A 23,956-nucleotide genomic window follows, 5' to 3' on the forward strand; every position below is an offset into this window, starting at 1 on the left:
GGTTTCGGCTGGCAACATCATACTGCCTGTACTGCCGTTCAGCATGCTGTCCCGACTTTGATTGCATGGTCATATGGCCTGGCTGTGCACCATACAGATGAACGTCATCTCGATGGTCATGGCGCTAGACCCTGGTTACGTATTTCGATTCCCTGGGTTCGGCCATTTACTAAACGCAAGAAAATACAACAGAATCACGTTTACGATTGGAACCACCATCAGCAGGCTTAGCCACTTCGAATAACCCGCTTTAGAAAAGATAACCCAAAAAGGCACAACCACCACGGCTGCCATGACCAACATCATAAGTGGTCCCATAGCCGACATTTCCATACCATGAATGTTGTCATACATAACAATTCTCCTGTTCTGTGGCTCTCATATAGCAATAGCTATCAAGAGTTTAGTCGAGTGAGCCGAGTTTCCCTTGTATTTCGCGTTACGCCTGACACTGCGCTTACTCTCAGTTTCGGCGGCAAGCCGTCCGCTTTGTATTGCTATTTACCATAATACCGACGATACCGTCATCACTCAGTCGCGCCACTCAAAAATTAACTTGTTGAAAGTCAGCAACAGCCTCACACTCATCGCCTATTCTAAAGGCCATTTTCAACCGGACGTTAACCATGGATTATCGCACCACCATAGAGCTGAAAGGCTTCTTTAAAGACGCCTTCTGTCAGGTATTGGAAGAAATAGAGCTGCAATTGGAAGAAATGCCCCAAGGCAGACAGGATGTGGTGGTGCAGTTGATGAGCAACCAGCACCTGGAAGATGGCACCCTGCTACTGGGCCTGATGGGCAGCAATAAGCAGGAAAAACCGCTGGTGCTCGATATGTTAAGCGTCGCCCTCAACGGCGCCATTGAAATGGCCAAGGCCGAAGAAGACGGCCAGGAGCTAAAACGACTCGCTAAATATCAACAAACGCTGCTGTTGTTCAAAAACACCAACGTCTGGGACACCTCCATTGTTGATGCCGCAGATGATGAAGAAGCAGACGCAGAGCAGTAACTGTCATATAACCCGGCAAAGGCAAGTAATACCAAACTGGAAAACTAACTGATCTATGTAGCTACCCTGTAAAGGTCGAACGAAGGTGCTACTCCACCGACACGCTGAACCGCATCCCTGCGACGCTCAGCACATGACGTCCTGTCATGTGATGGTCGCCTGAGTAGACCCCTTCATCCGCCCCTGTGCTGAGGCGTCGCCTGTGGGAACGCCCAGCAGACAACTCGGTGCTTAAGGAGAGGCAACAGAGTTCGGCTCCCACGACCGTGAAATGCCAAGGAAGGCATTTCCCGAGCCCCCATGGGTTTATGGCGTGTCGCGGGAGGTGATTCTGTTGCCTTTCGTTCCGAGCTTTAAAATCGATCATGTTTTTACTTAGATTGGTATAAGTTCAGCTAGGCGCCCTGCTCTTCATGACTTTTGCATGGCCTGTTGATAAAGGCTGTCGGCCAACTGGCTAATCTCTTCACGCTGGATCAAACGCGCTAACCAGGTGGCAGGTATGCCGGACTTGCCATAGAAGGCGCCGGCTACCTGGCCACAAATGGCCGCCGTGGTGTCGGCGTCATCGCCCAGATTGGCGGCCAGTAAAATATCGGTTAACGGCGTAAAGGTACCGCGGGGTTTAAATTCAACCGTGGTGCCCACCGCATCGCCACAGGCCAACCCCAGCAAACCCCCCAAAAATCGATCACGCTGTTCCATCTATTCTCCTTTTTAAAACCTATTTACCATAATGCAGTGGTGCTGCGCATTGCTGGCCACTATTATCCTGGCCATTAAAACAGTCAGGCGCCCTGCTGTTATCTGGCCTTGGTGCACCTTAAGGCTGAACTTTAACCAAATATCCCCTTTTATCGATCAGCGACTTGCCAACCGTGATGTGCGGTGTAAAGTGCTCGGTTAAGCCAGCACATGCTCGCACCTTTATAGCACCACATGCCCACGTATTGAATTGAGCTGGCATTATCATGGCCAGCCGCCACGTTTTCGCTTTTATAGCCAGGAACAACCATGAACGACACCGCCTTGAGCAAGAAAAACAACTCCAATCAGGGCAGCGCCCTTAGCGCGGCCGACCGTGTCCGCAAGGAGCAGGTCAGCCAGGATCAGGTCAGCCAGGAGCAGGTAAACAAGGCGCTGTGGAATGCCTGCGATACCTTTCGTGGCACCATCAGTGCCGACACCTATAAAGACTTCATTCTCACCATGCTGTTTCTCAAGTACATCTCGGATGTATGGCAGGATCACTACGATGGCTACCAGGCCGAATACGGCGACGAGCCCGAGCTGATAGAAGAAATGCTTAAAAATGAGCGCTTCGTGCTGCCGCGCGATGCCAGCTTTTATGCCCTGTGGAATCGTCGTCATGAACCCGGTAACGGCGAGCGTATCGATCAGGCCTTGCATTCCATTGAAGAAGCCAACGGCACCAAGCTGAAAGACGCCGGCAAGAGCGTGTTTCAGGATATCTCGTTCAATACCGATCGCCTGGGTGAAGAAAAGCAGAAGAACACCATATTGCGCCACCTCTTGGAAGACTTCGCCAAGCCAGAGCTGAACCTCAAACCCAGCCGCGTGGGCACCCTGGATGTGATCGGCAACGCCTATGAATATCTGATCAAGAACTTTGCCGCCAGTGGCGGCCAGAAAGCCGGTGAATTCTATACCCCGCCGGAAGTGTCTGATCTAATGGCCGAATTGCTGGAGCCGCAGCCCGGCGACAGCATCTGCGACCCTGCCTGTGGCTCGGCCTCGCTGCTGATGAAGTGCGCCAATAAAATTCGCCACTATCACGATAGCAAGCAGTATGCGCTCTATGGTCAGGAGGCCATCGGATCGACCTGGTCATTGGCCAAGATGAACATGTTTCTGCACGGCGAAGACAACCACAAAATCGAATGGGGCGACACTATTCGCAACCCCAAGCTGCTGGATAATAACGGTCAGTTAATGCAGTTCGATATCGTCACCGCCAACCCGCCCTTCTCGCTCGACAAATGGGGCCATGAAGACGCCGCCTCCGACAAGTTCGGCCGCTTCAAGCGCGGCGTGCCGCCCAAGACCAAGGGCGACTACGCCTTTATTCTGCATATGATTGACACCCTCAAGCCCGCCTCCTCTTCCAAACTCGGCGGTCGCATGGGCGTGGTGGTGCCCCACGGCGTGCTGTTTCGCGGCTCGAGCGAGGGCAAAATCCGCAAACAGCTGATTGACGAAAACCTGCTGGACGCGGTGATCGGCCTGCCGGAAAAGCTGTTCTACGGCACCGGCATCCCCGCCGCCATCCTGATTTTCAAGAAGCAGAAGGTCGACGACAAGGTGCTGTTTATCGACGCATCCAGAGAGTTCAAAGCAGGCAAAAACCAGAACCTGCTGGCGGAAGCCAACATCCAGAAAATCGTCGCCAGCTACCGCAATGGCGACACCGTAGACAAGTACGCCTATCTGGCCAGCCTGAAAGAGATTCAGGACAACGACTACAACCTCAATATCCCCCGCTACGTCGATACCTTTGAAGAAGAGGAAGAGATCGATCTGCTGGCGGTGCGCGCCGAACGGCTGCAACTGCAAACCCAGTTGACCGAGCTGGAAACCGAGATGGCCAAGTATCTGAAGGAGCTGGGTTATGAGTAAGCCAACGACTCAGCACTATGAGAAATTAGTTGATAAAATTTCCAGCAGCTTTAGTCAAGGACAGTCCAAAACCATAAAGGCAATCAATGCCGGTCTGGTGTCTACCTATTGGCAAATTGGCCAGCACATAGTGGAATTCGAACAACAAGGTCAGGCCAGTGCGGCATACGGCAAGCAGCTGCTGGCTAACCTGAGCCGTGATCTGAAACTCAAACATGGCAAAGGCTTCAGTGTCAGTAACTTACAACGGTTCCGACAGTTTTATCTGCTAAATCAAAATTATGCGACAGTGTCGCACAATTTAAGCTGGTCACACTATGTAGAGCTGCTCAAGATAAGTGATGAAGCCGAACGCAGCTTCTATATCAAACAAACCCTAGCGGCCAACTGGAGTGTTCGAGAGCTGCAGCGCCAAAAAGACAGCGGGCTGTTTCTTCGCCTTGCCGCCAGCAAAAATAAAGCAGAAATACTGGAGTTAGCTAATCGAAATGCCTTGATAACCAAGCCAGAAGACGTTCAACGTGACAGTTATGTCTTTGAGTTTCTCAATTTACCCGAACAAGAACACTACAGTGAGCGCGAGCTAGAGAGTGCCCTGTGCAGACATTTGGAACAGTTTTTGTTGGAGCTGGGTAAAGGCTTTACCTTTGTAGGGCGTCAGTATCGTATCACACTCAATAACACTCATTACAAAGTAGATCTTGTTTTTTACCATCGTATACTACGTTGCTTTGTATTGATTGATTTAAAAATTAATGATGTAAAACATCATGATATTGGCCAAATGAACATGTACATGGGTTATTTTGCTGCGGAAGAAAACGTAGAGGGCGATAACCCACCCATTGGCATCATACTCAGCAAAGACAAAGATGAATTGCTGGTTGAATATGCTACCTATGGCATGGATGCCAGGCTTTTCGTGCAAAAATACCAGCTTTATTTACCTGATGAAGAAGAACTTCGCCGCGAAATAGAAGCCACTTTGGTTGAGCAGGAGCATAATCATGATCTCTAAAACCACGATAATCTACGCCGGTTTTTACTTTTTGCTATGCGAGCAGAAAAGTGGAATAGAAAAACATCAGAAGGAACTGGGGCAAGCCCTGCAAGCGCAGGGATGCGCAGGAGCGGCGGGTACCGGAGGTACAGAGTAATGGTGCCGAATGGATGGAAACGAGTCCCACTAGAAACCGTCGCGGAAGTTAGATCTGGGGTGGCCAAAGGTAAGTCAGGGTTAAAAGATCCGATTGCTGTGCCATATCTCAGAGTGGCTAATGTTCAAGATGGGCATATTAACCTAGACGAAGTGAAGGAAATTGAAATAGAGCGGACCAAACTGGAACGTTATTCTCTCAAGTTTGGTGATGTTCTAATGAACGAAGGTGGAGATTTCGACAAATTAGGCCGTGGGGACGTTTGGTTAGGCCAAATAAGTCCATGCTTACACCAGAATCATGTATTTGCAGTAAGACCAAATCAGGAAACACTGGATTCGTTTTTTCTCGCTGCTTTAGCTGCTAGTAATTACGGAAAGACGTACTTTCTGAGTTGTGCCAAACGCAGCACGAATTTGGCGAGCATAAACTCTAAACAAATTAAAGAGTTCCCCGTACTCGTTCCACCACTCCCCGAACAAAAGAAAATCGCCCAGCTCCTGTCCACCTGGGACAAGGCGATCACCACCACCGAGCATCTGATCGCCAACAGCCGGCAGCAGAAAAAAGCCCTGATGCAGCAACTGCTCACCGGCAAGCAGCGCCTGCTGTCTGATACGAGTGAAAGGTTTAGTGGGGAGTGGAAAGAAGGTAAGTTATCAGACCTGTGTACTATTAATCCAAAAAAACAAGGTTCTCCTATAGATGAAAAAGTATCTTTCATCCCGATGGATGCTGTTTCTGAGGAAGCAAAGATCATTAGACAGGAAGAACGTGGTTATACCGAGGTAGAGAAAGGTTTTACCTCATTCAGAGATAATGATGTACTCATCGCAAAAATAACACCTTGTTTTGAGAATGGAAAAGGTGGTTATGCTGAAAACCTGAAAAATGGAATCGGTTTTGGCAGCACTGAGTTTCATGTATTACGGGCCAAAGATAATGTATGTAGCAGGTTTATTTACTATGTAACTAACACTAAGAATTTTAGGGTCCGTGGTGAAATAAACATGCAAGGCTCCGCAGGCCAAAAGCGTGTTACAAAAGACTACTTGAGCCTGTACAGCATAAAATATCCGCCCAGCCTTGAAGAACAACAAAAAATCACCACCGTGCTCTCCGCCGCCGATAAGGAACTCGAGATTCTGCAACAAAAGCTGTCCGCCCTGAAGCAGGAGAAAAAGGCACTGATGCAGCAGTTGCTGACCGGAAAACGGCGGGTTAGTGTCGAGCACAACGCGGCTTAAAGGGTAACAGCATGGAAATCAAACAGTTCCGGTTAAGGCACCTGGGGCGATTCGAGTCACTGAACGTCCCTCTGGCCCCTACCCCCGAGGTGCGTTCCAATGTGACCGTGCTCATCGGTAACAATGGCGCGGGTAAAACGTCCATCCTCAAGGCGCTGGCCACTTCCTTGAGCTGGTTCGTGGCCCGTCTGCGTAGCGAAAAAGGCAGCGGCAGCCCGATACCCGAAGAAGTGATCCTCAATGGCGCTACCTCGGCGGCCATCGATATAGAAGTTGTCGACGAGCAAGGCCAATCCGCCAACCCGAATGCGGATGAAAGCGATGCCTTGTATCAGTGGACGCTGGCCAGAACCCACAAGGGTAAAAAAGGACAACATGTCAGCCAGCTTCAGGATGCCACCCGACTGGCCGACCACTACCGCAACGAACTGACGGCCAACGAACAGGGCAGCTTGCCGCTGATCGCCTTCTATCCGGTAGAGCGGGTGGTGCTGGATATTCCGCTCAAGATAAAGGAAAAACATACCTTTCTTCAGCTCGACGGCTACGACAATGCCCTCAATCGCGGGGTGGATTTTCGCCGCTTTTTCGAATGGTTCCGCGAGCGTGAAGACAGCGAAAACGAGTCGGGGATTTCCGCCGACATGCTGGGAAAGTTGCTGGAAACGGTCGGCAAAGACAGCGAGCTGTGGGAAAAACTGCAACAACTGAGCGCCTCCTCCCGCGATCGTCAGCTGACGGCGGTGCGCACCGCCATCAGTAACTTCATGCCCGGTTTCAGCAACCTTCAGGTACGCCGCAAGCCCCGGCTGTACATGTCCATCGACAAGGACGGTGAAACCCTCAATGTGCTGCAATTGTCACAAGGCGAAAAGTCCCTGATGGCACTGGTGGGAGATATAGCTCGGCGACTGGCCATGATGAACCCGGGCCTGGCCAACCCGCTGGCAGGTGACGGCGTGGTACTGATTGACGAAGTAGACATGCACCTGCACCCAACCTGGCAACGCAGCATTATTTCGCGTCTGACCACAACCTTTCCCAACTGCCAGTTTGTGCTCACCACCCATTCGCCGCTGGTGATCAGCGACGTTAAAGAAGTGCTGGTCTACTCGCTGGATAACGCCGAATTGTCGCAGGTACCGTCCCAGTACGGCCAGGATGCCAACAGCGTCCTGCTGGAGGTGATGGACACCCATATACAAGTGAGCTTGGTATAAATACGAGTAACCTACGGCAGAATAGGAGTGAGCTTGGTATAAATACGAGTGAGCTTAACCGCAAATACCAATGAGCTACCCGGCGATGACCGGTAGCCACAATACAGCAGCGGCCATAACCGCCCGGCTGAGAGCACAGGGAATAATAATAATATGAAGCATGCACCCAAATTTCAGGAAGAATACAGTGCCAAAATCCCGGCGCTGGCGCTGTTGACCCACCTGGGTTGGTCGTTTCTCTCGCCCGAACAGGCGCTGGCCGCCCGGGGTGGCAAGCAGGATCAGGTGGTGCTGCGGGGCGTGCTGCGCGAAGAGCTTGAAAAGCGCCGTTTTACCTTTGCCGGTAGCAAGCAACCGCTGTCAGACACCGCGATAGACAAGCTGATTGCCGAGGTATGCAGCCCGGCCCTCAACGAAGGTCTGCTGCTGGCCAACGAGCGGCTCTACAATCATCTGCTGTTCGGCATTTCCGTCACCGAATTTGTCGATGGCAAAAAAGCCAACCCCACAGTGGCGCTCATCGATTGGCACAACCCGGCCAATAACCGGTTTCATTTTACCGAAGAGTTTAGCGTTACCCGCTCCGGTGGCTTAGAGGCGCGGCGCCCGGATATCGTCTGTTTCGTCAATGGTATTCCCCTGGTGGTGATCGAGGCCAAACGGCCCGATGGCCATGTCAATAAAGGCCCGACGGTTGAGGAAGGTATTTCCCAGAGCCTGCGCAACCAGCGGCCGGATGAAATTCCTCATTTGTTCGCCTACAGCCAGTTGTTGCTGTCGATCAACGGTCATGAAGGCCGTTACGGTACCTGTGGCACCCCTGCCCGCTTTTGGGCCGCCTGGCGGGAAGAAGATATTCTTGAGCCCGAAATGCTGGCCATCAAGAACAGAAAGCTGAGTCAAGCGCAGCGCTCAACGCTGTTTAGCCATAGATCCGCCAAGGATCTGGACTGGTATCAAAGCCTGGTGGCGGGCGGCGAGCTGGCGCTGACCGGGCAAGACAAGCTGCTGATCAGTTTGCTTTCCCCTGCCCGACTGCTGGAAATGACTCGCCTTTTTACCCTGTTCGATAAGAAAGCCGGCAAAATAGTGGCCCGTTATCAGCAGGTATTCGGCATCAAGCGGCTGCTTGAGCGCATCAATACCCGGGGCCCTATTGATAACCGTGAAGGCGGCGTTATCTGGCACACCACCGGCTCCGGCAAGTCGTTCACCATGGTATTTTTGAGCAAGGCGATGATCTTGCACCACAGCCTCAAGGCCTGCCGCATTGTAGTGGTCACCGACCGGGTCGACCTGGAAACCCAGCTCAGCAATACCTTTGCCTCCGGCGGTGAGCTGGCGGGTAAAAAAGACAAGGCCGCCGCCATGGCCACCTCGGGCAAGCGGCTGGCCGAGCAAATCGGCCAGGGAACAGAACGTATTATTTTTTCGCTGATCCAGAAGTTCAACAGCGCCACTCAATACTCCGAATGCCAAAACGACAGCGCCGATATGATAGTGCTGATCGATGAAGGCCACCGCAGCCAGGGCGGCGAAAACCATATTCGTATGCGCCAGGCGCTGCCCAGGGCCGCCTTTGTGGCTTTTACCGGCACGCCCTTGCTGCAAGACGACAAAACCACCAACAAGTTCGGCCCCATTGTGCATGCCTACACCATGCAGCGCGCGGTAGAAGATAAAGCGGTCACGCCGCTGTTGTATGAAGAACGCATTCCGGACCTCGATGTAAACGAACGGGCCATCGACAGCTGGTTCGATCGCATCACCCAGGCGCTGACCGACGAACAGAAAGCCGATCTCAAGCGCAAGTTCGCCAAAAAAGGTCAGCTTTACGGCACCGATAACCGAATTCAGCTGATAGCGCTGGATATCGCCCATCACTTCGACAACAACATTGTTGAGGGTCTGAAAGGCCAGTTGGCCTGCGACAGCAAGGCGTCGGCCATCAAGTACAAGCAATATCTGGATGAAGCCGGGCTGTTTGACAGTGCCGTGGTGATCAGTGCGCCCGATACCCGTGAAGGCAATACCGCCGTAGATAATTCCGCCATGCCCGAGGTGACGAAATGGTGGAAGGACAACGTGGGCAATCAGGATGAACAGGACTACACCAAAGCCATTATCGAGCGGTTCGACAAAGACGACTCACTCAAGCTGTTGATTGTGGTGGACAAGCTGCTCACCGGCTTTGATGAGCCAAAAAACACCGTGCTTTATATCGACAAGCCGCTGAAAGAACACAATCTGATCCAGGCGATTGCGCGGGTCAACCGCCTGCATCCCGACAAGCAATTCGGCCTGCTGATCGACTATCGCGGCATTCTGGCCGAGCTGGATACCACCATTGGTAAATATCAGGATTTGGCCTCTCGCACCCAGGGCGGTTACGACATCGATGATATCGACGGTCTCTACAACCCGATGAGCACGGAATACAAACGGCTACCGCTGCTCTACAGTACCCTGTGGGCTATTTTTGCCGAGGTCAAAAACAAGAACGACATCGAGCAATTGCGCCAGGTGCTGGTGCCTCGGCTTGAAACGCGTAATGGGGAGCCCTCGGCCGGTGGTAATAAAGAGCCTTCAGCCGGTAGTAATATAGAGATGGTGGATGTAAACCTGAAACGCCGGGAAGATTTTTACGAAGCCTTGAGCGAGTTTACCAGCTGCCTGAAAGTGGCGCTGCAATCCGCCAGTTTCTTTGAAGACAGTAGCTTCAGTGAAGACGACCGTCGTCATTACAAGGAAACCGTCAAGCAACTGTCCAGTCTGCGGCAGCTGGTCAAACAGGATGCCGGTGAAAGCATTGATTACGACACCTATGCGGATGAGGTGAAGAAGCTGCTGAACAAGCATGTGGTCGGGGTTGAGATCAAAGACGCTCAGGGCGCCTACGAAGTGGGCAACATGGGCCAGCAGCAGCCGGAACAGTGGAACGACGACAAGACCCGTAACGAAACGGATATCATCAAAACCCGGGTGACCCGGATGATTGAGCAAGAGCTGCGTGATGATCCCTACGCCCAGCAAGCCTTCTCCAAACTGCTGCTGCAAGCCATAGAAGAGGCCGAAAAGCTGTTCGATCACCCGCTCAAGCAGTACCTGATGTTTCATGATTTCGAGCAACAGGTAAAACAGCGCCATCTGGACGAGTTGCCCAACGCCTTTGCCGGGCACCCTCATGCTCAGGCCTACTTTGGCTTGTTCAAGCAGCATTTGCCCGAGGTGTTCACTCTGGTAGACGAGCAGGTACAGGACAAATGGGTTGGGCTTGCCTTCACTCTGGATGACGCCGTGAGTGCCGCCGTGGCGGAAAACTCCATCAATCCGCAGAATATCGAGGCCGAGATCCGCAAGCAGCTGTTACCGCTGATGTTCAAAGAGTGCAAAGCCATCGGCGGTGGTATGAACCAAGCCAGGAATATTGTGGAAGCCGTGGTGCAAATCACCCGCGTTGGGCGAAGTGGCGTTTAAGATGATGAGTGTTGCCATTGCCCTACCCGATTCGCCGCCCGCGCCCGGCACCCTGTGTTTTTATTATGGTGATGAGCGGATTTGTGTTGAACGCAGTCACCGTCAGAGCAAGGTAGATCGGGTACTGATCAAGGTGCAGCCGGATTGCCGGGTGCTGGTGCAGGCGCCAGTGCATGCCAGCGATGAAGACGTCTTGCAAGCGGTGAAAAAACGGGCCCGCTGGATCTATCAGCAGCTCAGGGAGTTTCGCGCCCAACAGGAGCATGTGACCCAGCGACGCTATATCAGTGGTGAAAGCCATTACTACCAGGGCAAGCAGTATCAACTGAAAGTCATCGCTTCGCCTGAGCATAAACAAGGGGTTAAATTGCTGCGTGGTAGCCTGGAAGTGTCGGTTCGCGAGCAAAACCCCGATAAAGTGCAGGCCTTGCTGAATGACTGGTACCGGCACAAGGCCAGGGATGTATTTGCCCGCAGGCTGGACGTCATGCTGGATCAGGCATTATGGGTAACAGGCCGCCCGCCCATTCGTATTCTTACCATGCAAACCCAGTGGGGAAGCTGCTCACCTCAGGGGCGGCTAACACTCAATCCACATTTGGTAAAAGCACCTCGTGAATGTGTTGATTACGTGATTTTGCACGAGCTGTGTCACATTGCCGAGCATAATCACAGTGAACGGTTTTATCGATTACTCAAGCAAGTCATGCCCCACTATGAAGCCGTAAAAACCAGGCTGGATGCTATGGTTGGCAAGATCCTGACGTAGCTACCTACTATAGGTAAGCCAAAGATATGTTACAGAGGAACACTTTTATAATATGAGTAAGTAGTTCTTACATGTCGATTTAACTCAGTTTTAAAATTGGTATGTTGGCATAACTTTATTGTCATGGCTTGCCTCTTGATCCCACGCCACGGATATGACGTAAATAGCGCATGGCTCACCGTTCAGGAGGCTGTTCATGTTTCATCGCAAGGGATACTCCCGCCACCAGACCCGGGCGGAAGAAACCGCCAATGCCATCAGTCACGCAGTCGCCTTTGTTGCCGGCGTAATCGGCACCCCCTTGCTGGTGCATAGGGCTTATATTACGGGCGATGCCTTCTTTATCGCCGGCGCCAGCCTGTTTGCCGCCAGTATTCTCTTCCTGTATCTCACTTCTGCCCTGTATCACGGTTTGCCGGTGGGCAAGGCCAAACATGCTTTTCGGGTGCTGGAGCACTGCGCCATTTTCATTCTTATTGCCGGCACCTACACTCCCCTGCTGCTGGGTGCTCTGAACGGCGCCTGGGGTTGGAGTTTGTTTGGGGTGGTGTGGGCCCTGGCCTTGATGGGCGTCTTGCTGAAGATTTTCGCGCAGCATTTGCCGATGGCCTTTTCAACTACCCTGTATCTGCTGATGGGCTGGGTGATCCTGATTGCCTTCAAGCCGCTGCTGGCCGCCATGCCGCTGCCCGGCATTTACTGGCTGGTGGCCGGCGGCATCAGTTATACCCTAGGGGTGGTGTTTTTTGTATTCGACGATCACCTGCCCTTTGGTCACTTTATCTGGCATTTATGGGTGATGGTCGGCACCAGTTGCCATTACGTTGCCGTGTATGGGTATGGCGCCTGAACTCGGCGCCAGCATAATAGTTAATTCAAAATGTATGTTGGCATAATGCTTTGTTGGCAGACTGGCCCCTACATAGGGTATGACTGGCTCTTGTTACTGCGCCTACTCTGAGTTGAAGATGATGTCATTCTTCAAAAACAAGGAAAATGCTGATGTACGTTTTAATGGATATCATGGTGTCGCCCGGCGGCGTGGGCACCTCGGTTTCACCTTATGTGGCCATGTGCCAGAAGATATTTGAAGAGGCCGGCCTTACCCACAGCATGCATGGCTATGGCACCAACGTTGAAGGCGAATGGGAACAGGTGATGGCGGCGGTAAAACGATGCCACGAGGATCTTCATGCGGCCGGTGCGGTGCGCATTACCAGCCACATGAAAGTCGGCACCCGGATTGACCGGGAGCAGACCATGGCGGACAAGGTGACCAGCGTGCAAGACAAGCTGACCGCAGGATAACCCTTGGCGCAACGTTGGTTATCACCCCTATAAAGTAGTCATCACCGGGGCCCCTCTTCAGCCTCGGTGATAGCAGATCGTTTCAATGTCTGGCGTTAAACGGCGGTTATTGGCATACGTTCACTCATACAATAACCGCATTAATAAGTACTCAATGGAATCGGCTTATGATGCCGCTGTTTACCCGTCGCTCGACGACAGACTGTTTGATAAACCAACAAAATTCAACCCGAGCAGAATTTTATGCTGCACAGTATCAAAATTCCCCGGGGCCAAACCACGCAGACTAGACATTTATACTAGCAATAGTCGCTTTAACGATATGGTTTACTTGCAAAGCAGCGCTGTTACACTGCGCGTCTTGCTTTTTTGCCTATTGGCGGCCTGCTGCCGGTAGATGTTATTCATGCGTGTGGTTAATGCACGTATTCTTGATGAGTGTATTACCATGCCTGAATCCTTCACTTTTAGTGCCTTTAATCTTCACCCCGGCTTGCTGGCGGCCCTGCCCGCACAATGCCAAGTGCCCACCGCCGTACAACAACAAACGCTGCCTTCGATCATCGAGGGCCAGGATGTGCTGGCATTGGCCCCTACCGGCAGTGGCAAAACCCTGGCCTTTGGCTTGGGCCTGTTGCAACGACTAACAGAACAACAAGAGATAGCCCAAACAGCAGCGGAGAACAAAAGCGACCTCATTACCGCGCCCTACAGCCGGGCCCATATGCGCGCCATAGTGATAGTGCCTACCCGCGAGCTGGCCGCTCAAATCAGTACCGTGCTTGGTCCCCTGGCACAAAGCGTGTCGTTGACCTTGACCACTCTGTGTGGCGGCGTAGACGTGGAGCAACAAATCGCGGAGTTTAATGAAAGGCCCGCACAAGTAGTGATTGCTACGCCGGGCCGGTTACTGGACTTGCTCAGGCAAAAGCTGATCTCGTTGAAAGCCGTGCAGCACCTGGTCCTGGATGAGGCAGATCGCTTGCTGGAAATGGGCTTTTGGCCGGATATACAAAAACTGATGGCCGCCATGCCCTCCCTGCAACAACAGTTGTTGTTTTCTGCCACCTTGCCCGACGAGTTGGCAACGCAGCTCACGCAGCTAGCCCCTAATGCTCATCGTTTTGCCGTGGGGAGCCAAAACAGCGTGGTCGAGGGCGTATCACAAACCTGTTATCTGGTGAATAAAGGCAGCAAAGCACAGGCCTTGATTAAGCTGTTGCAAGAACAACTTAACCAACAACAGGTGTTGGTGTTTATTAATGCTCGCGACAGTGCCGATGCAGTCGCCAAAAAACTCAATAAAGCCGGTATTCAAGCGCGGGCTTTGCACGGCGAGAAAGACCAGACCGAGCGCGAGCAGGCATTGCTGGCCTTTAAAAACGGTGACATCAAGGTACTGGTGGCCACCGACCTACTGGCGCGCGGTATCGACGTGACGGCCCTGCCGGTAGTGGTTAACCTGGATCTGCCACCCAGTGCACCTGTGTATGTACACCGCGTGGGCCGTACCGCTCGGGCCGGCTTAACAGGCGTGGCGGTGTCCCTGGTGTGTCATGGTGAAGCCGGTGCGCTGGCCGCGATTCGTGAGCTGACCGGTGAAGCCTTGCCGCTGCAGGCGTTGCCCGGTTTTCCGGTAACGGATCAGCCCGCCAGTGATGTGCGCAGCAAGCGCCCGCCCCGTGATAAACAGGCCAACAGACGCAACGCCAATCAACGCCGTAACAAGTCGGTCAAGGGCTAGGCGACACGCACGGTAGTCTTATGGTGCGCGGCTCGCTAATATAGCGGGCTATTTTGCTAGCCGAGAGTCTGATGGACACCCACGCCCTACCCGTTTTTAATACCGAACTTGCACTGCGCTTTGCCGAGCAGCAGGCTCAAGGCCCAACAGAGCTGCGGCGCTTGTTTCACGGTCGCGGCCGGTGCTGGCCAGGCCTGGAGCAGCTTACCGCCGACTGGCTGGGTGATCAGCTATGGGTATCCTTGTTCAAAGAGCCGGAACCGGCGTTTTTAGCTCAACTTAGCAAGCTGCTAGTGTCTTTTACCCAGCAAACCGCGTGGTCAGACAGTGGCGCGCGGGCGGTGTTATTGCAACATCGCAGCCGACCCGGTGCGCCGGTCGAAGTTCTCTGGGGGGAGCTTGAGCCACGGCCTGTGGTGTGTGAGCAGGCATTGAAATATCAGCTGGAGCTGGGCCGCAATCAAAATCACGGCTTGTTTCTGGACATGCGCCTGGGGCGTGACTGGGTGCGCCAGCACGCCCAGGGCAAACGGGTGTTGAATTTGTTTGCCTATACCTGTGGCTTTTCGGTGGCGGCCATTGCCGGTGGCGCCAGCCAGGTGGTGAATCTGGACATGGCCAGGGCGGCGCTCAGTCGAGGCCGAGACAATCACAGGTTAAACCGCCATGATCTGAAAAAGGTGACTTTTTTGGGCCATGAACTGTTCAAATCCTGGGGCAAGGTACGCAAATTGGGGCCTTATGAGTTGATCATTATCGATCCACCGTCCTTTCAAAAAGGCAGCTTTGCGCTGACTCAGGATTACCACAAGATCTTGCGGCGACTGCCCGAACTACTGACTGAAAACGGTCAGGTGCTGGCCTGCGTCAACGACCCCGACATTCCCAGCCAGTTTTTAATCGACAACATGGCCGAGCATGCGCCCAGCCTGCAGTTTGTCGAGCGACTGGACAATCCGCCCGAATTTGCCGACATCAATCCGGAGGCAGGGCTCAAGACGCTGGTGTTTTCCGCCGGCAGCTAAGGCCAGCGAAAACAGCGTTAAACGTCGAGAGCCGCTTCGATCACGACCCGGTTGCGCCCGCCCTGCTTGGCGGCATACATGGCTTGGTCGGCGCGATCCACCCATTGGCTGCGCTGATCGCCGGGCTGCCATTGGCTGACCCCTATGCTCAGGGTCACGGTACCGGCCTGATCAAACTGCATGTCAGACACCGCTGTTCTGATCCGCTCGGCCAGGGCCTGTCCATCCGACAGGCTGCAACCGGACGCCAGGATCACAAACTCCTCTCCCCCCCAACGACCCAGGGAGTCTGTCTCTCTGAGGCTGTGCCTAAGGATGTCCGCCAAGGTCACCAGTACCGCATCGCCCACCTCGTGGCCGTATTGATCATTAATGGACTTGAAGAAGTCCACATCCAACAACAGCAAGACCGATGGCTGACCCAATTGCTCGCCCAGCTGAATGTCTCGCTCAATGGCCTGCTCGATGCGGTAGCGATTCCATACCTGGGTTAGGGCATCGGTGCAGGCCAACTCTTCCAGGCTGCGATTGGCCTTGGTCAGCCGTTCATTCAAGGTGCTGATGGCCCTCATCAGAATAGTAACGCGCAAGTCATCACCAATATCCTGTGCCGCCTTTTGCTCATGAGGCAGCCAGGGCTCGCTCTGATCACGTACCAGCTCGACCCAGGCATCAAACGAACGCTTGGCCGACAGCTGATACCGTCCCTGATCGTAATAAGACTGCGCTTGCAGCCAGCCGGCCCAGCGATAACTTTTCAGGCGCTCGCCGCGCAACAGCAACAGCCAGTTTTGCGGTATGGCATCCACCGGCAAAGGTACCGCCAGCAAGCCACACACCTCCCCAAGATCACAGGCAGCCGCCAGCGGTGTGCCGGCCAAATGCTGGCTGCTCCACACGCCGGTGCTATTATGATGCTGACTCAACCAAGCGCCTATCTTGAGCAACTCGGCCTGGGGAAGCGCCTGGCCAATACTGTAGGCTGCGCCATTTTTGAGCAGTGCCAACCCGCTGGCATTGAACAACTCCAGCCATTCCTGACTTTGCAATAACAGCAGCCCCGGATCCAGCAGGTTCATCTGTGCCTCGGCCAGCCGCTCACGGCAGTCATGCACGCGCTGTAAATACAGAGTTTCGGCGCGCGCCTTGAGCAAGAACAGCCGCTGGGTGGCCATGTGCACCAGGGTGCAGACCTCATCGCGAACCAGGGGAGACAAGGGAGCCGGTTCCAGGCCGTGGCAGGCCAATAACCCCCATAAATGTTGTTGATCCTGCATGGCCACCGACAGCGTTGCCTTGACTCCCATATTGCGAGTGTAATCCAGATGCGAGGGAGCCACCGCCCGCAGTATGCCAAGCGACAAATCCAGGGGAGTCGGATCCCTGGCATCCTGCGCAGGCACCAGGGGCACCCTGTCCGCCGTGGCATCGGGAATGCTGCGCACCGTATTTTTCTGATACTTGGCCCGTACCTGAGGCGGTATGTCACTGGCCGGAAACGAATGTCCCAGGTAACTTTCCGCTGCCTGACTGCGGCTTTCGGCCACCACGGTGCCGTTCCAGTCTGCATCAAATTGATACACCATGACTCTGTCATGCCCCGTGAGACTGCGCACCGCCGTCACCAGCAACTGCAACAACGCCTCTTCGGTGTTGGTCTCGGCAAGGCCATTAAGCCACTCATTGACCGCTGGCAGCAGGCGCCGCTCCGACATACCTGCTATCTGCTCCAGCTCCACCACCACCCGTTGGCGATGACGATAGACTATCCCGCTAAAACGACAGCGTCGCCCACCACGCTGACGGGTCAGGCTGACACGGCCCTGCAAACGCTCTTTATGCTGCAGCCCCTGGCGCACACGTTTGATCAAAGGATCACCCAGCAGACTCACAGGGGTCATCTGTAGCGCCTGTTCAACACTCACCTCCAGCCACTGCTCGATATTGGCGCTCACCTGCAGTACGGTATTTTGCTCGAGATCCAGGCTTAGCAAGCAGCCCCCAGGCTGTATGGCACCGGGAGTATGTATTATTTCTCTGTTGCACTGCGCCTGCAGTGCCGCGAGTTCGGGGGTTAACTTTGGGGGCACGATCAATTCTTCTAATTAAGAGAAACGTTATCTCAAGCGGTAGTAAAGGAGTCCGTCGTCTGGGCAACATCAAGACAGAGTGCAAACAGCTGGAATGCATTATCGGCCGCCTGGGCTGCCGCGGACCATTGTGCTTCGGGGCAATGCTGCTCGGCAAACTGCCAAAAATGTTGCCAGCTGTTGGCTTCTTCGGCAACGGAAAAATACTCACTCGCCATCTGCGGGCCCAGGGTGCGGTGAATATTACGCGCTATCACTCGACTACCCAGCTGGGAACCTTCCAGCACATACAGCAGTCCCACCAGATGGCCAATACGGGTTACATTTCGCATTGAGGGAGTTAACGTCAAGGTCTCTTCATGGGCAGGTATATCGAGCCCCAGGGCCACGAGATCATCGGCCAGCAGAGGAGCACGCAACAATAAAGGATAGTGCAGCTGCAAACGGTCTAGCCCGTCGCGCACCGTATCTTCCAAATGATATTGAGCAGGATACAGCGCCCGAAGTGCACGCCTGTAGTCTGATGGCTGCAACCTGGGCTGAACCAAAGGCCGCAACAGCGGATGTTGATCCAGCGCTTGGTGTGCCGTCCGGGTGGATTGTTTGAGATAGGCGCCAAGCGCGCAGGTCGCTTTCATTATTTTCTCTCAAATACCGATTACAAGGCACTATTATCGAGAGAAGTATGACGCGGCGCAACGTCTATCGAATAGACAGAGCAGAGTCAGGGTTAAAGCTCATCCCTGCCTCTGCCCTGTTCAGGCGTTAAGCCTGCTTGAAACGAACCACCAGCTCGTGCAGGTCGCCGGCAATGCTCTTCAAGTAAGTGAGAGAGCTGGACGCCTTGGTCGCACTGTCGGCACTGGAATCCGCCAAACCGGAAATATTCACGACCTGGCGGTTAATGTCTTCGGCAACATGGGCTTGTTGCTCTACCGCCGCCGCCATTTGCGTGGACATACTGGCAATGTTGCCCACCGCGTCGGAAATACCATTCAGCATCACACCGCTTTCAACGACCCGAGCCACGCCTTCTTCGGCATTGGCAGCCCCTTGATTAGCCACCTTCACCGCGTTATCGGCCCGGGCGGTCAGCTCGTTCACTATGCTGTAAATTTCCTGGGTAGACTGCTGAGTACGTTGCGCCAGGTTACGCACCTCATCGGCCACCACGGCAAAGCCTCGGCCCTGCTCACCGGCACGGGCGGCTTCAATGGCGGCATTCAGCGCCAGCAGGTTGGTTTGTTCGGCAATTTGCTCAATCATTTGTGCCGCCTTAGCAATATTGACGGTTTGCTCAGAGACTGCCGACACCGACTGGCTGATATCGGTGACCGTGTTGCGCAGGGTTTCGATCGAGCGCTTGGTCACCTCGGCAATGGCGGTACCTTGTGCCACCAGGCCATTGGCGGTATCGGCAGACACGGCGGTGTCGTTCACGTGCCGGGATACTTCGGCAATGGTGGTGGTCATTTCATTCATGGCCGTGGCCACCTGCAGGGTTTCGGCCTGCTGGCATTCAATTTCAGAGCGGGTGCCCTGGGTCAGGGTAAAGCCGGCGTCGGTTTCATGGGCCACATTTTTTGCCGCGTTTTCAATGCGGCTAATGACAGTTCCCAGATGCGCAACACTGCTTAAAATCGCCACCTTGAGTTGACCGACTGCGCCTTTATCGTCGGTGTAACTCAGTGCGGCCAGCTCATGGGTAAACGCATTGTTCAGCAAACCATTGAGCGAGCCTATGGTCGCCTTATTCTGCAAATGTGCCCAACCAGCATAAATAACCACAGCGCTCGCCAACCAGGCTTGTGCCACCGCGCTGTGGCCGGCGAGCAACACCCCGCCCCAGGCGAGTAGCGCCAGCACTAAAAACACCTGATGCGCTACCAGGTTGAGACGAGCTTGAGGTCGTTTGCCTTTTTGTATGTTGTTATAAAGCTGTTGGCTGCGAGCCACGTCGGCTTTTTGGGGACAGGAGCGAACCGATTCGTAACCAATAATCTCGCCATTGCGGGTCATGGGTGTCACATAGGCATCCACCCAGTAAAAGTCACCATTTTTGCAGCGATTTTTTACCATCCCCATCCAGGGCTTACCCGCCTTAAGGTGTGACCACATCACCTTGAACGCCTCTGCGGGCATGTCGGGGTGGCGTACTATGTTGTGGGGCTGGCCTAGCAATTCGTCGCGGGAGAATCCGCTCATCTCTATGAAGGCGTCGTTGCATTCGGTAATGTTGCCGCTTTTATCGGTAACGGTAATGAGTTTTTCGTGGGTAACAAAGGCTTTTTCTCTGTCGGTAATCGGCAGGTTTTTTCTCATATCAGATGACCTTACTTGAAACAGAGGTTAATGCGTCAGTATAGAAGCGAGCAAGACTGACGGCCGATAATCGGACATCATCGGCTCAAGGCATGCAGTTCAATATTCTCTACTCAACCCACCTGCATTTTCTTCCGTGATTATTTTCATTATTATAACGGAAAGCACATTTAACATGCCCCGCCTTTTTAAGTATATCGTCTTTATCAGTCTGTTTATTTAGCGTTAGTGTAAAAAAGCGATCTCTATTTGCACATAAGTGTAAATTTCAACCAAATGACACCTCAAGGGAATTTATGGATATCATCATCTCGGTCAGTAACGCCCTGGCACGCTGGCTTGAACTCTCGCTGCCACGCATTCCCAGTCCGGATGGCAAAGGCGTTGGCACCCAGCCATTGAGCACCGGCTTTGCCAAGGTGTCCTGGCAATGTCACCTGTTAAAACACGGTGCCGATGATCAGTACTTCACCATAGTGGCCATGGAGGCTTACAGCCGCTACGTTATTTTTCTGCCCTTTCACGCCCCGCCCAGCCAGATGGAACTGGAGCAGGTGTTGTTAGAGCGCTGGGGCAACGAAGCGCTGCATTTGGCGATAGACAGCGGCGCCATTACCGATGACGAGCTGCCGTTAATGGTGGATGCCTTTACCCATCAGCGCTGTCAGTCACATTGGTTCAATAATCTGGATCGCAGCATCAACGGTCATATTACCGATGCCGGACTCTGGTTTACCCAAACCCTGGAACAGGAAGGCCTGGATTATCTGGATGACAACCAGTGTTACGGGCTGGCCATGCATATCAACCAGCTGGAAAAGAACATAGGCTCCCGTCGTACTACGCGTTTTCGGCCCATGATCCGCTTGTTGGACGATGCACTGTTTCGCTTTGGCTCGAGCCTGGCTGCCAGCACCTACCCCAACACCAAGTCCGGCGACTTTCCCTGCCCTTACCCGGATATGCCGGCACTCGATAACGTGGTGCAGCTGGCTGACTATCGCAAACGCGCCAGCCGTTAAGCTCACGTGTTGACTGATTATTAATGGCTATTTATCAGCAGGGGCGCCGCTGTGGTGTTTCATTCCAGGCCCGGTTATTTGACATAGCGCGAAATTGCATAAAAATTCATCGGTTTTGGTGAGGTTTTATCGGATAAAACGGCTTTTTGCCGCATATTGGCCATCGAGCTGTCGACCCCAAGGCTGGCTGCAGTATACTGGCGGTCATTTATCAATTTTGACGAGTTTTTGAGTGCAGCCACTGAGTCCCGTTGAACTGAACCCTGTTTTTACTCTGCCCGAGATAGCCAGCCTTAACGAGGTACCCACTACCCCGTTCAGTGCCTTGCAGGCGCGTGCAGACTCCGCTTTTGCTACCTTGTCGGCGCTTAACGCGGTGAATCCCATTTTATTGCTGAATGGTTTTTCCGGTGTCGATTACGAAGAGCTGGTAGACAGTCTGGTAAAGAAACATGCGAATCATGCGGATCTGTTCGACCTCTGTTACGCAGAAAACCTCAATCATCCGCAAAAGCCGATTTGGCTGAGGCTGAAAGCCGGCACCGGTCTCGAGTTTTGCGAGCTGGTTGGCCAGTTGCTGGAATTATCCTCTCGCCACCTGGAAGCCGAGCACATAGTGCAGCGCATCCTGAAAAAGCAGGATAATAACGACAAAATCGCCGATTACCTGTCTTTGCTGTCTCAGCATGTGGCGGCCGGACAAGGATTTAGCCATCCGGTATTGATTAATCTGATGGTGCATCGTCACGACACCACCATGCCCGTGGTCTATGCGCGCCAGTTCACCCCGGAGCAGCTGTTTGGTGCTATCCACTTTCAAACCGAGCAAGGCTCGGTGTTCAGTCATCACCACCTGCTGGAGCCCGGGCTGATTCATCAGGCCAATGGCGGCTATTTAATCGTGCCCATAGAAGAGCTGCTGGAGCAGCCGCATTTATGGTTTCGCCTTAAAAATGCATTGATAACCCGTCAAATAGAGTGGAGCCGTTCGGCCGAAATGGCGGCGTTTTACTTTCAGCCCGAGCCACCCCCGCTGGATATTCATCTGGTGCTGGTGGGTGACCGGCTGGCAGTGGCCGAGCTTTATCTGCTTGACCGCGAACTCGATACCCTGGCCTTTTTACGCGCCGATATTATTCCGGAATGGGATGCACGCGACGATCTACCCGCTTATCTGGGCTTCTTATCGCACCTAAGGCAGAAGTATCAGTTACTGGACATGGATGCTGGCGCCATTTTGCGGTTGTGCCGTTACGGCTGTCGTCTTAGTGAGCATCAACACAAGTTGTCTCTGGTGGAAGCGCAGTTGGTGGCCATGATGCAACTGGCCGACGTGATTGCACGGCGCGAGCAAAGTGAACTGATTACCGATGCCCACCTGGTGCTGGCGCAACAAGAACAGGATCATCGCCTGAGCTATTTGATAGAGCAGTCAGATTTAGGCGTACGCGATGGCCAGTATCTGCTGCAAACCCAGGGCAAGGAAGTGGGCCAGATCAACGGTCTGTCTGTGATTCAGATTACCGGACATCCTTATGATTTTGGGGAGCCGGTACGCCTGACCGCCACCGTACACCTGGGTGATGGTGATGTGTCCGACATTGAGCGCAAAGCCGATCTTGCCGGCCATATTCACGCCAAGGCGATGATGATTATTCACGGTTATCTGGCCAATCTGTTTGGTGCCGAGCATCCTTCCCCTCTGTCAGCCAATCTGGTATTTGAGCAGTCCTACCATGAAATAGACGGCGACAGTGCCTCGCTCACCGGTTTGTGCGCCCTGCTATCCGCGCTGGCCAAAGAGCCAATCTATCAACACTTTGCCGTCACCGGCGCCGTCGATCAGTTTGGTAATGTGCAGCCGGTGGGTGGTGTTAACGAAAAAATAGAAGGATTTTACCGTTTGTGTAAAATTCAGGGTTTAACCGGCAAGCAAGGTGTCATTTTGCCTGCCAGTAACCGCTTGCAATTGAATTTGTCCGACGAAGTGGTCGCCGCCGTGACCGCAGGGCAGTTTCATATTTATCCGGTGGCACATGTAGCACAAGCCATCGAGTTGCTTACCGGCAGTGTGGCCGGCGATGTGGAGCAACCCGACACCTTGTTTGGTCGTATCAGAGACAGACTCGATGACCTTAACGGTCACACCATGGAAACCGGCTTTTTACGGCGCTTGTTCCGACGCTGAAGTGATCGGACTTGTCTGGTGAACAACTGTTCGCTAAAGTGACGCCAATTTACACGCTAGGCTCAGGCCTGAACATAACGGAATAGTGAAACTATGCCTTCACAAGATATGCCTTCACAGAAAGAACTGGGTAAACACGCTTTTACCAGAGAAGAACTGCTGGCGTGCAGCCAGGGTGATTTATTTGGCCCCGGCAACAGCCAGTTGCCCGCTCCCAACATGCTGATGATGGATCGCATTATGCACATCAGCGATGAAGGCGGCGAACACGGCAAAGGCGAAATTATTGCTGAGCTGGATATCAATCCGGATCTGTGGTTTTTTGGTTGCCACTTCCCTGGTGACCCCGTCATGCCTGGCTGTTTGGGTCTGGATGCCATGTGGCAGCTGGTGGGCTTTTTTCTGGGCTGGAAAGGCGGCCCGGGTAAAGGACGCGCACTGGGCGTAGGTGAAGTGAAATTTACCGGTCAGATCCTGCCTACCGCAAAAAAAGTCACCTATAAAATCACCCTGAAGCGCGTGATCTGGCGCAAGCTGATCATGGGCATTGCCGATGGCACAGTAGAAGTTGATGGCCGCGTTATCTATGAAGCCAAAGACTTGAAAGTCGGCCTGTTTACCGATACGTCCAAGTTCTAACAAACGTTCTGAGCCAGAAGCTCTGAACCAGAAAGGCCCCGTCAATGCGGGGCCTTTTTTATGATGTTACACATCAAGGTTGATTCTGGCTTATCATT

At 53.4% G+C, this 23,956-nt stretch carries 20 protein-coding genes; 15 read left to right on the forward strand and 5 right to left on the reverse strand.

Features of this window, described 5'->3' with window-relative positions:
* Positions 1–135 precede the first annotated feature (135 nt).
* Positions 136–354, reverse strand: coding sequence for a hypothetical protein (locus IEW52_RS04515; protein ID WP_188628879.1), 219 nt, complete (start codon positions 352–354; stop codon positions 136–138).
* 272 nt (positions 355–626) lie between these two features.
* Here IEW52_RS04515 and IEW52_RS04520 point away from each other — a divergent pair, with 272 nt between their 5' ends.
* Positions 627–1,013 carry a hypothetical protein gene (locus IEW52_RS04520; protein ID WP_188628880.1) on the forward strand — a complete coding sequence of 129 codons (387 nt, stop codon included), beginning with the start codon at positions 627–629 and terminating at the stop codon, positions 1,011–1,013.
* A gap of 411 nt (positions 1,014–1,424) precedes the next feature.
* On the opposite strand, the gene IEW52_RS04525 is transcribed toward IEW52_RS04520, so the two are convergent.
* Positions 1,425–1,718, reverse strand: a complete 294-nt coding sequence (locus tag IEW52_RS04525) for an ADP-ribosylglycohydrolase family protein (protein WP_188628881.1) — start codon at positions 1,716–1,718, stop codon at positions 1,425–1,427.
* 309 nt (positions 1,719–2,027) lie between these two features.
* Between IEW52_RS04525 and IEW52_RS04530 the strand changes: the two genes are divergently transcribed.
* The 11 genes from IEW52_RS04530 to IEW52_RS04580 all read left to right on the forward strand — a co-directional run bounded on the left by IEW52_RS04530 (position 2,028) and on the right by IEW52_RS04580 (position 15,597).
* Positions 2,028–3,650: a type I restriction-modification system subunit M gene (locus IEW52_RS04530; protein ID WP_188628882.1), complete on the forward strand. Its 1,623-nt coding sequence runs from the start codon at positions 2,028–2,030 to the stop codon at positions 3,648–3,650.
* Positions 3,643–4,668, forward strand: coding sequence for a PDDEXK nuclease domain-containing protein (locus tag IEW52_RS04535; RefSeq protein ID WP_188628883.1), 1,026 nt, complete (start codon positions 3,643–3,645; stop codon positions 4,666–4,668). The genes IEW52_RS04530 and IEW52_RS04535 overlap by 8 nt, the downstream gene beginning before the upstream one ends.
* A complete protein-coding gene (locus IEW52_RS04540) occupies positions 4,658–4,807 on the forward strand; it encodes a hypothetical protein (RefSeq protein ID WP_188628884.1) in 150 nt (49 codons plus the stop codon). The genes IEW52_RS04535 and IEW52_RS04540 overlap by 11 nt, the downstream gene beginning before the upstream one ends.
* Positions 4,807–6,054 (forward strand): restriction endonuclease subunit S, encoded by a 1,248-nt coding sequence (locus IEW52_RS04545; protein WP_188628885.1) that lies wholly within the window; start codon positions 4,807–4,809, stop codon positions 6,052–6,054. Before IEW52_RS04540 ends, IEW52_RS04545 begins: the two co-directional genes overlap by 1 nt.
* Positions 6,055–6,065: 11 nt before the next feature.
* Complete coding sequence (locus tag IEW52_RS04550) at positions 6,066–7,274, forward strand: AAA family ATPase (RefSeq protein WP_188628886.1); 1,209 nt, start codon at positions 6,066–6,068, stop codon at positions 7,272–7,274.
* Positions 7,275–7,427: 153 nt separating this feature from the next.
* The gene (locus tag IEW52_RS04555) at positions 7,428–10,751 is read left to right on the forward strand and encodes a type I restriction endonuclease subunit R (RefSeq protein WP_188628887.1); all 3,324 of its coding nucleotides are present in this window, start codon (positions 7,428–7,430) and stop codon (positions 10,749–10,751) included.
* Between the two features lies 1 nt (position 10,752).
* Positions 10,753–11,520: a M48 family metallopeptidase gene (locus IEW52_RS04560; RefSeq protein WP_229667789.1), complete on the forward strand. Its 768-nt coding sequence runs from the start codon at positions 10,753–10,755 to the stop codon at positions 11,518–11,520.
* A gap of 196 nt (positions 11,521–11,716) precedes the next feature.
* Entirely contained in the window at positions 11,717–12,370 is a 654-nt protein-coding gene (trhA, locus tag IEW52_RS04565; RefSeq protein ID WP_188628888.1) for a PAQR family membrane homeostasis protein TrhA, read from the forward strand.
* A 152-nt stretch (positions 12,371–12,522) separates the two neighbouring features.
* Positions 12,523–12,828 carry an MTH1187 family thiamine-binding protein gene (locus IEW52_RS04570; RefSeq protein WP_188628889.1) on the forward strand — a complete coding sequence of 102 codons (306 nt, stop codon included), beginning with the start codon at positions 12,523–12,525 and terminating at the stop codon, positions 12,826–12,828.
* Between the two features lie 406 nt (positions 12,829–13,234).
* Positions 13,235–14,572: a DEAD/DEAH box helicase gene (locus tag IEW52_RS04575; protein ID WP_188628890.1), complete on the forward strand. Its 1,338-nt coding sequence runs from the start codon at positions 13,235–13,237 to the stop codon at positions 14,570–14,572.
* A gap of 71 nt (positions 14,573–14,643) precedes the next feature.
* Positions 14,644–15,597 (forward strand): class I SAM-dependent methyltransferase, encoded by a 954-nt coding sequence (locus tag IEW52_RS04580; protein WP_188628891.1) that lies wholly within the window; start codon positions 14,644–14,646, stop codon positions 15,595–15,597.
* Positions 15,598–15,614: 17 nt separating this feature from the next.
* On the opposite strand, the gene IEW52_RS04585 is transcribed toward IEW52_RS04580, so the two are convergent.
* From IEW52_RS04585 to IEW52_RS04595, 3 genes are all read right to left on the reverse strand, one after another.
* On the reverse strand, positions 15,615–17,687 hold the full coding sequence (locus IEW52_RS04585; protein WP_188628892.1) for a sensor domain-containing diguanylate cyclase: 2,073 nt from the start codon (positions 17,685–17,687) through the stop codon (positions 15,615–15,617).
* A 32-nt stretch (positions 17,688–17,719) separates the two neighbouring features.
* Positions 17,720–18,325, reverse strand: coding sequence for a biliverdin-producing heme oxygenase (locus IEW52_RS04590; protein WP_188628893.1), 606 nt, complete (start codon positions 18,323–18,325; stop codon positions 17,720–17,722).
* Between the two features lie 127 nt (positions 18,326–18,452).
* Positions 18,453–20,009, reverse strand: a complete 1,557-nt coding sequence (locus tag IEW52_RS04595; RefSeq protein ID WP_188628894.1) for a methyl-accepting chemotaxis protein — start codon at positions 20,007–20,009, stop codon at positions 18,453–18,455.
* A gap of 296 nt (positions 20,010–20,305) precedes the next feature.
* Here IEW52_RS04595 and IEW52_RS04600 point away from each other — a divergent pair, with 296 nt between their 5' ends.
* The 3 genes from IEW52_RS04600 (at position 20,306) to fabA (ending at position 23,858) form a co-directional block, all read left to right on the forward strand.
* Positions 20,306–21,031: a hypothetical protein gene (locus IEW52_RS04600; protein ID WP_188628895.1), complete on the forward strand. Its 726-nt coding sequence runs from the start codon at positions 20,306–20,308 to the stop codon at positions 21,029–21,031.
* Between the two features lie 232 nt (positions 21,032–21,263).
* Positions 21,264–23,219 (forward strand): Lon protease family protein, encoded by a 1,956-nt coding sequence (locus IEW52_RS04605; protein WP_188628896.1) that lies wholly within the window; start codon positions 21,264–21,266, stop codon positions 23,217–23,219.
* A gap of 93 nt (positions 23,220–23,312) precedes the next feature.
* A complete protein-coding gene (gene fabA, locus IEW52_RS04610; RefSeq protein ID WP_268236645.1) occupies positions 23,313–23,858 on the forward strand; it encodes a 3-hydroxyacyl-[acyl-carrier-protein] dehydratase FabA in 546 nt (181 codons plus the stop codon).
* Positions 23,859–23,956: the final 98 nt, after the last annotated feature.

Origin of the sequence: Oceanisphaera marina (assembly GCF_014643915.1) — a bacterium.
Lineage (GTDB): Bacteria > Pseudomonadota > Gammaproteobacteria > Enterobacterales > Aeromonadaceae > Oceanimonas > Oceanimonas marina.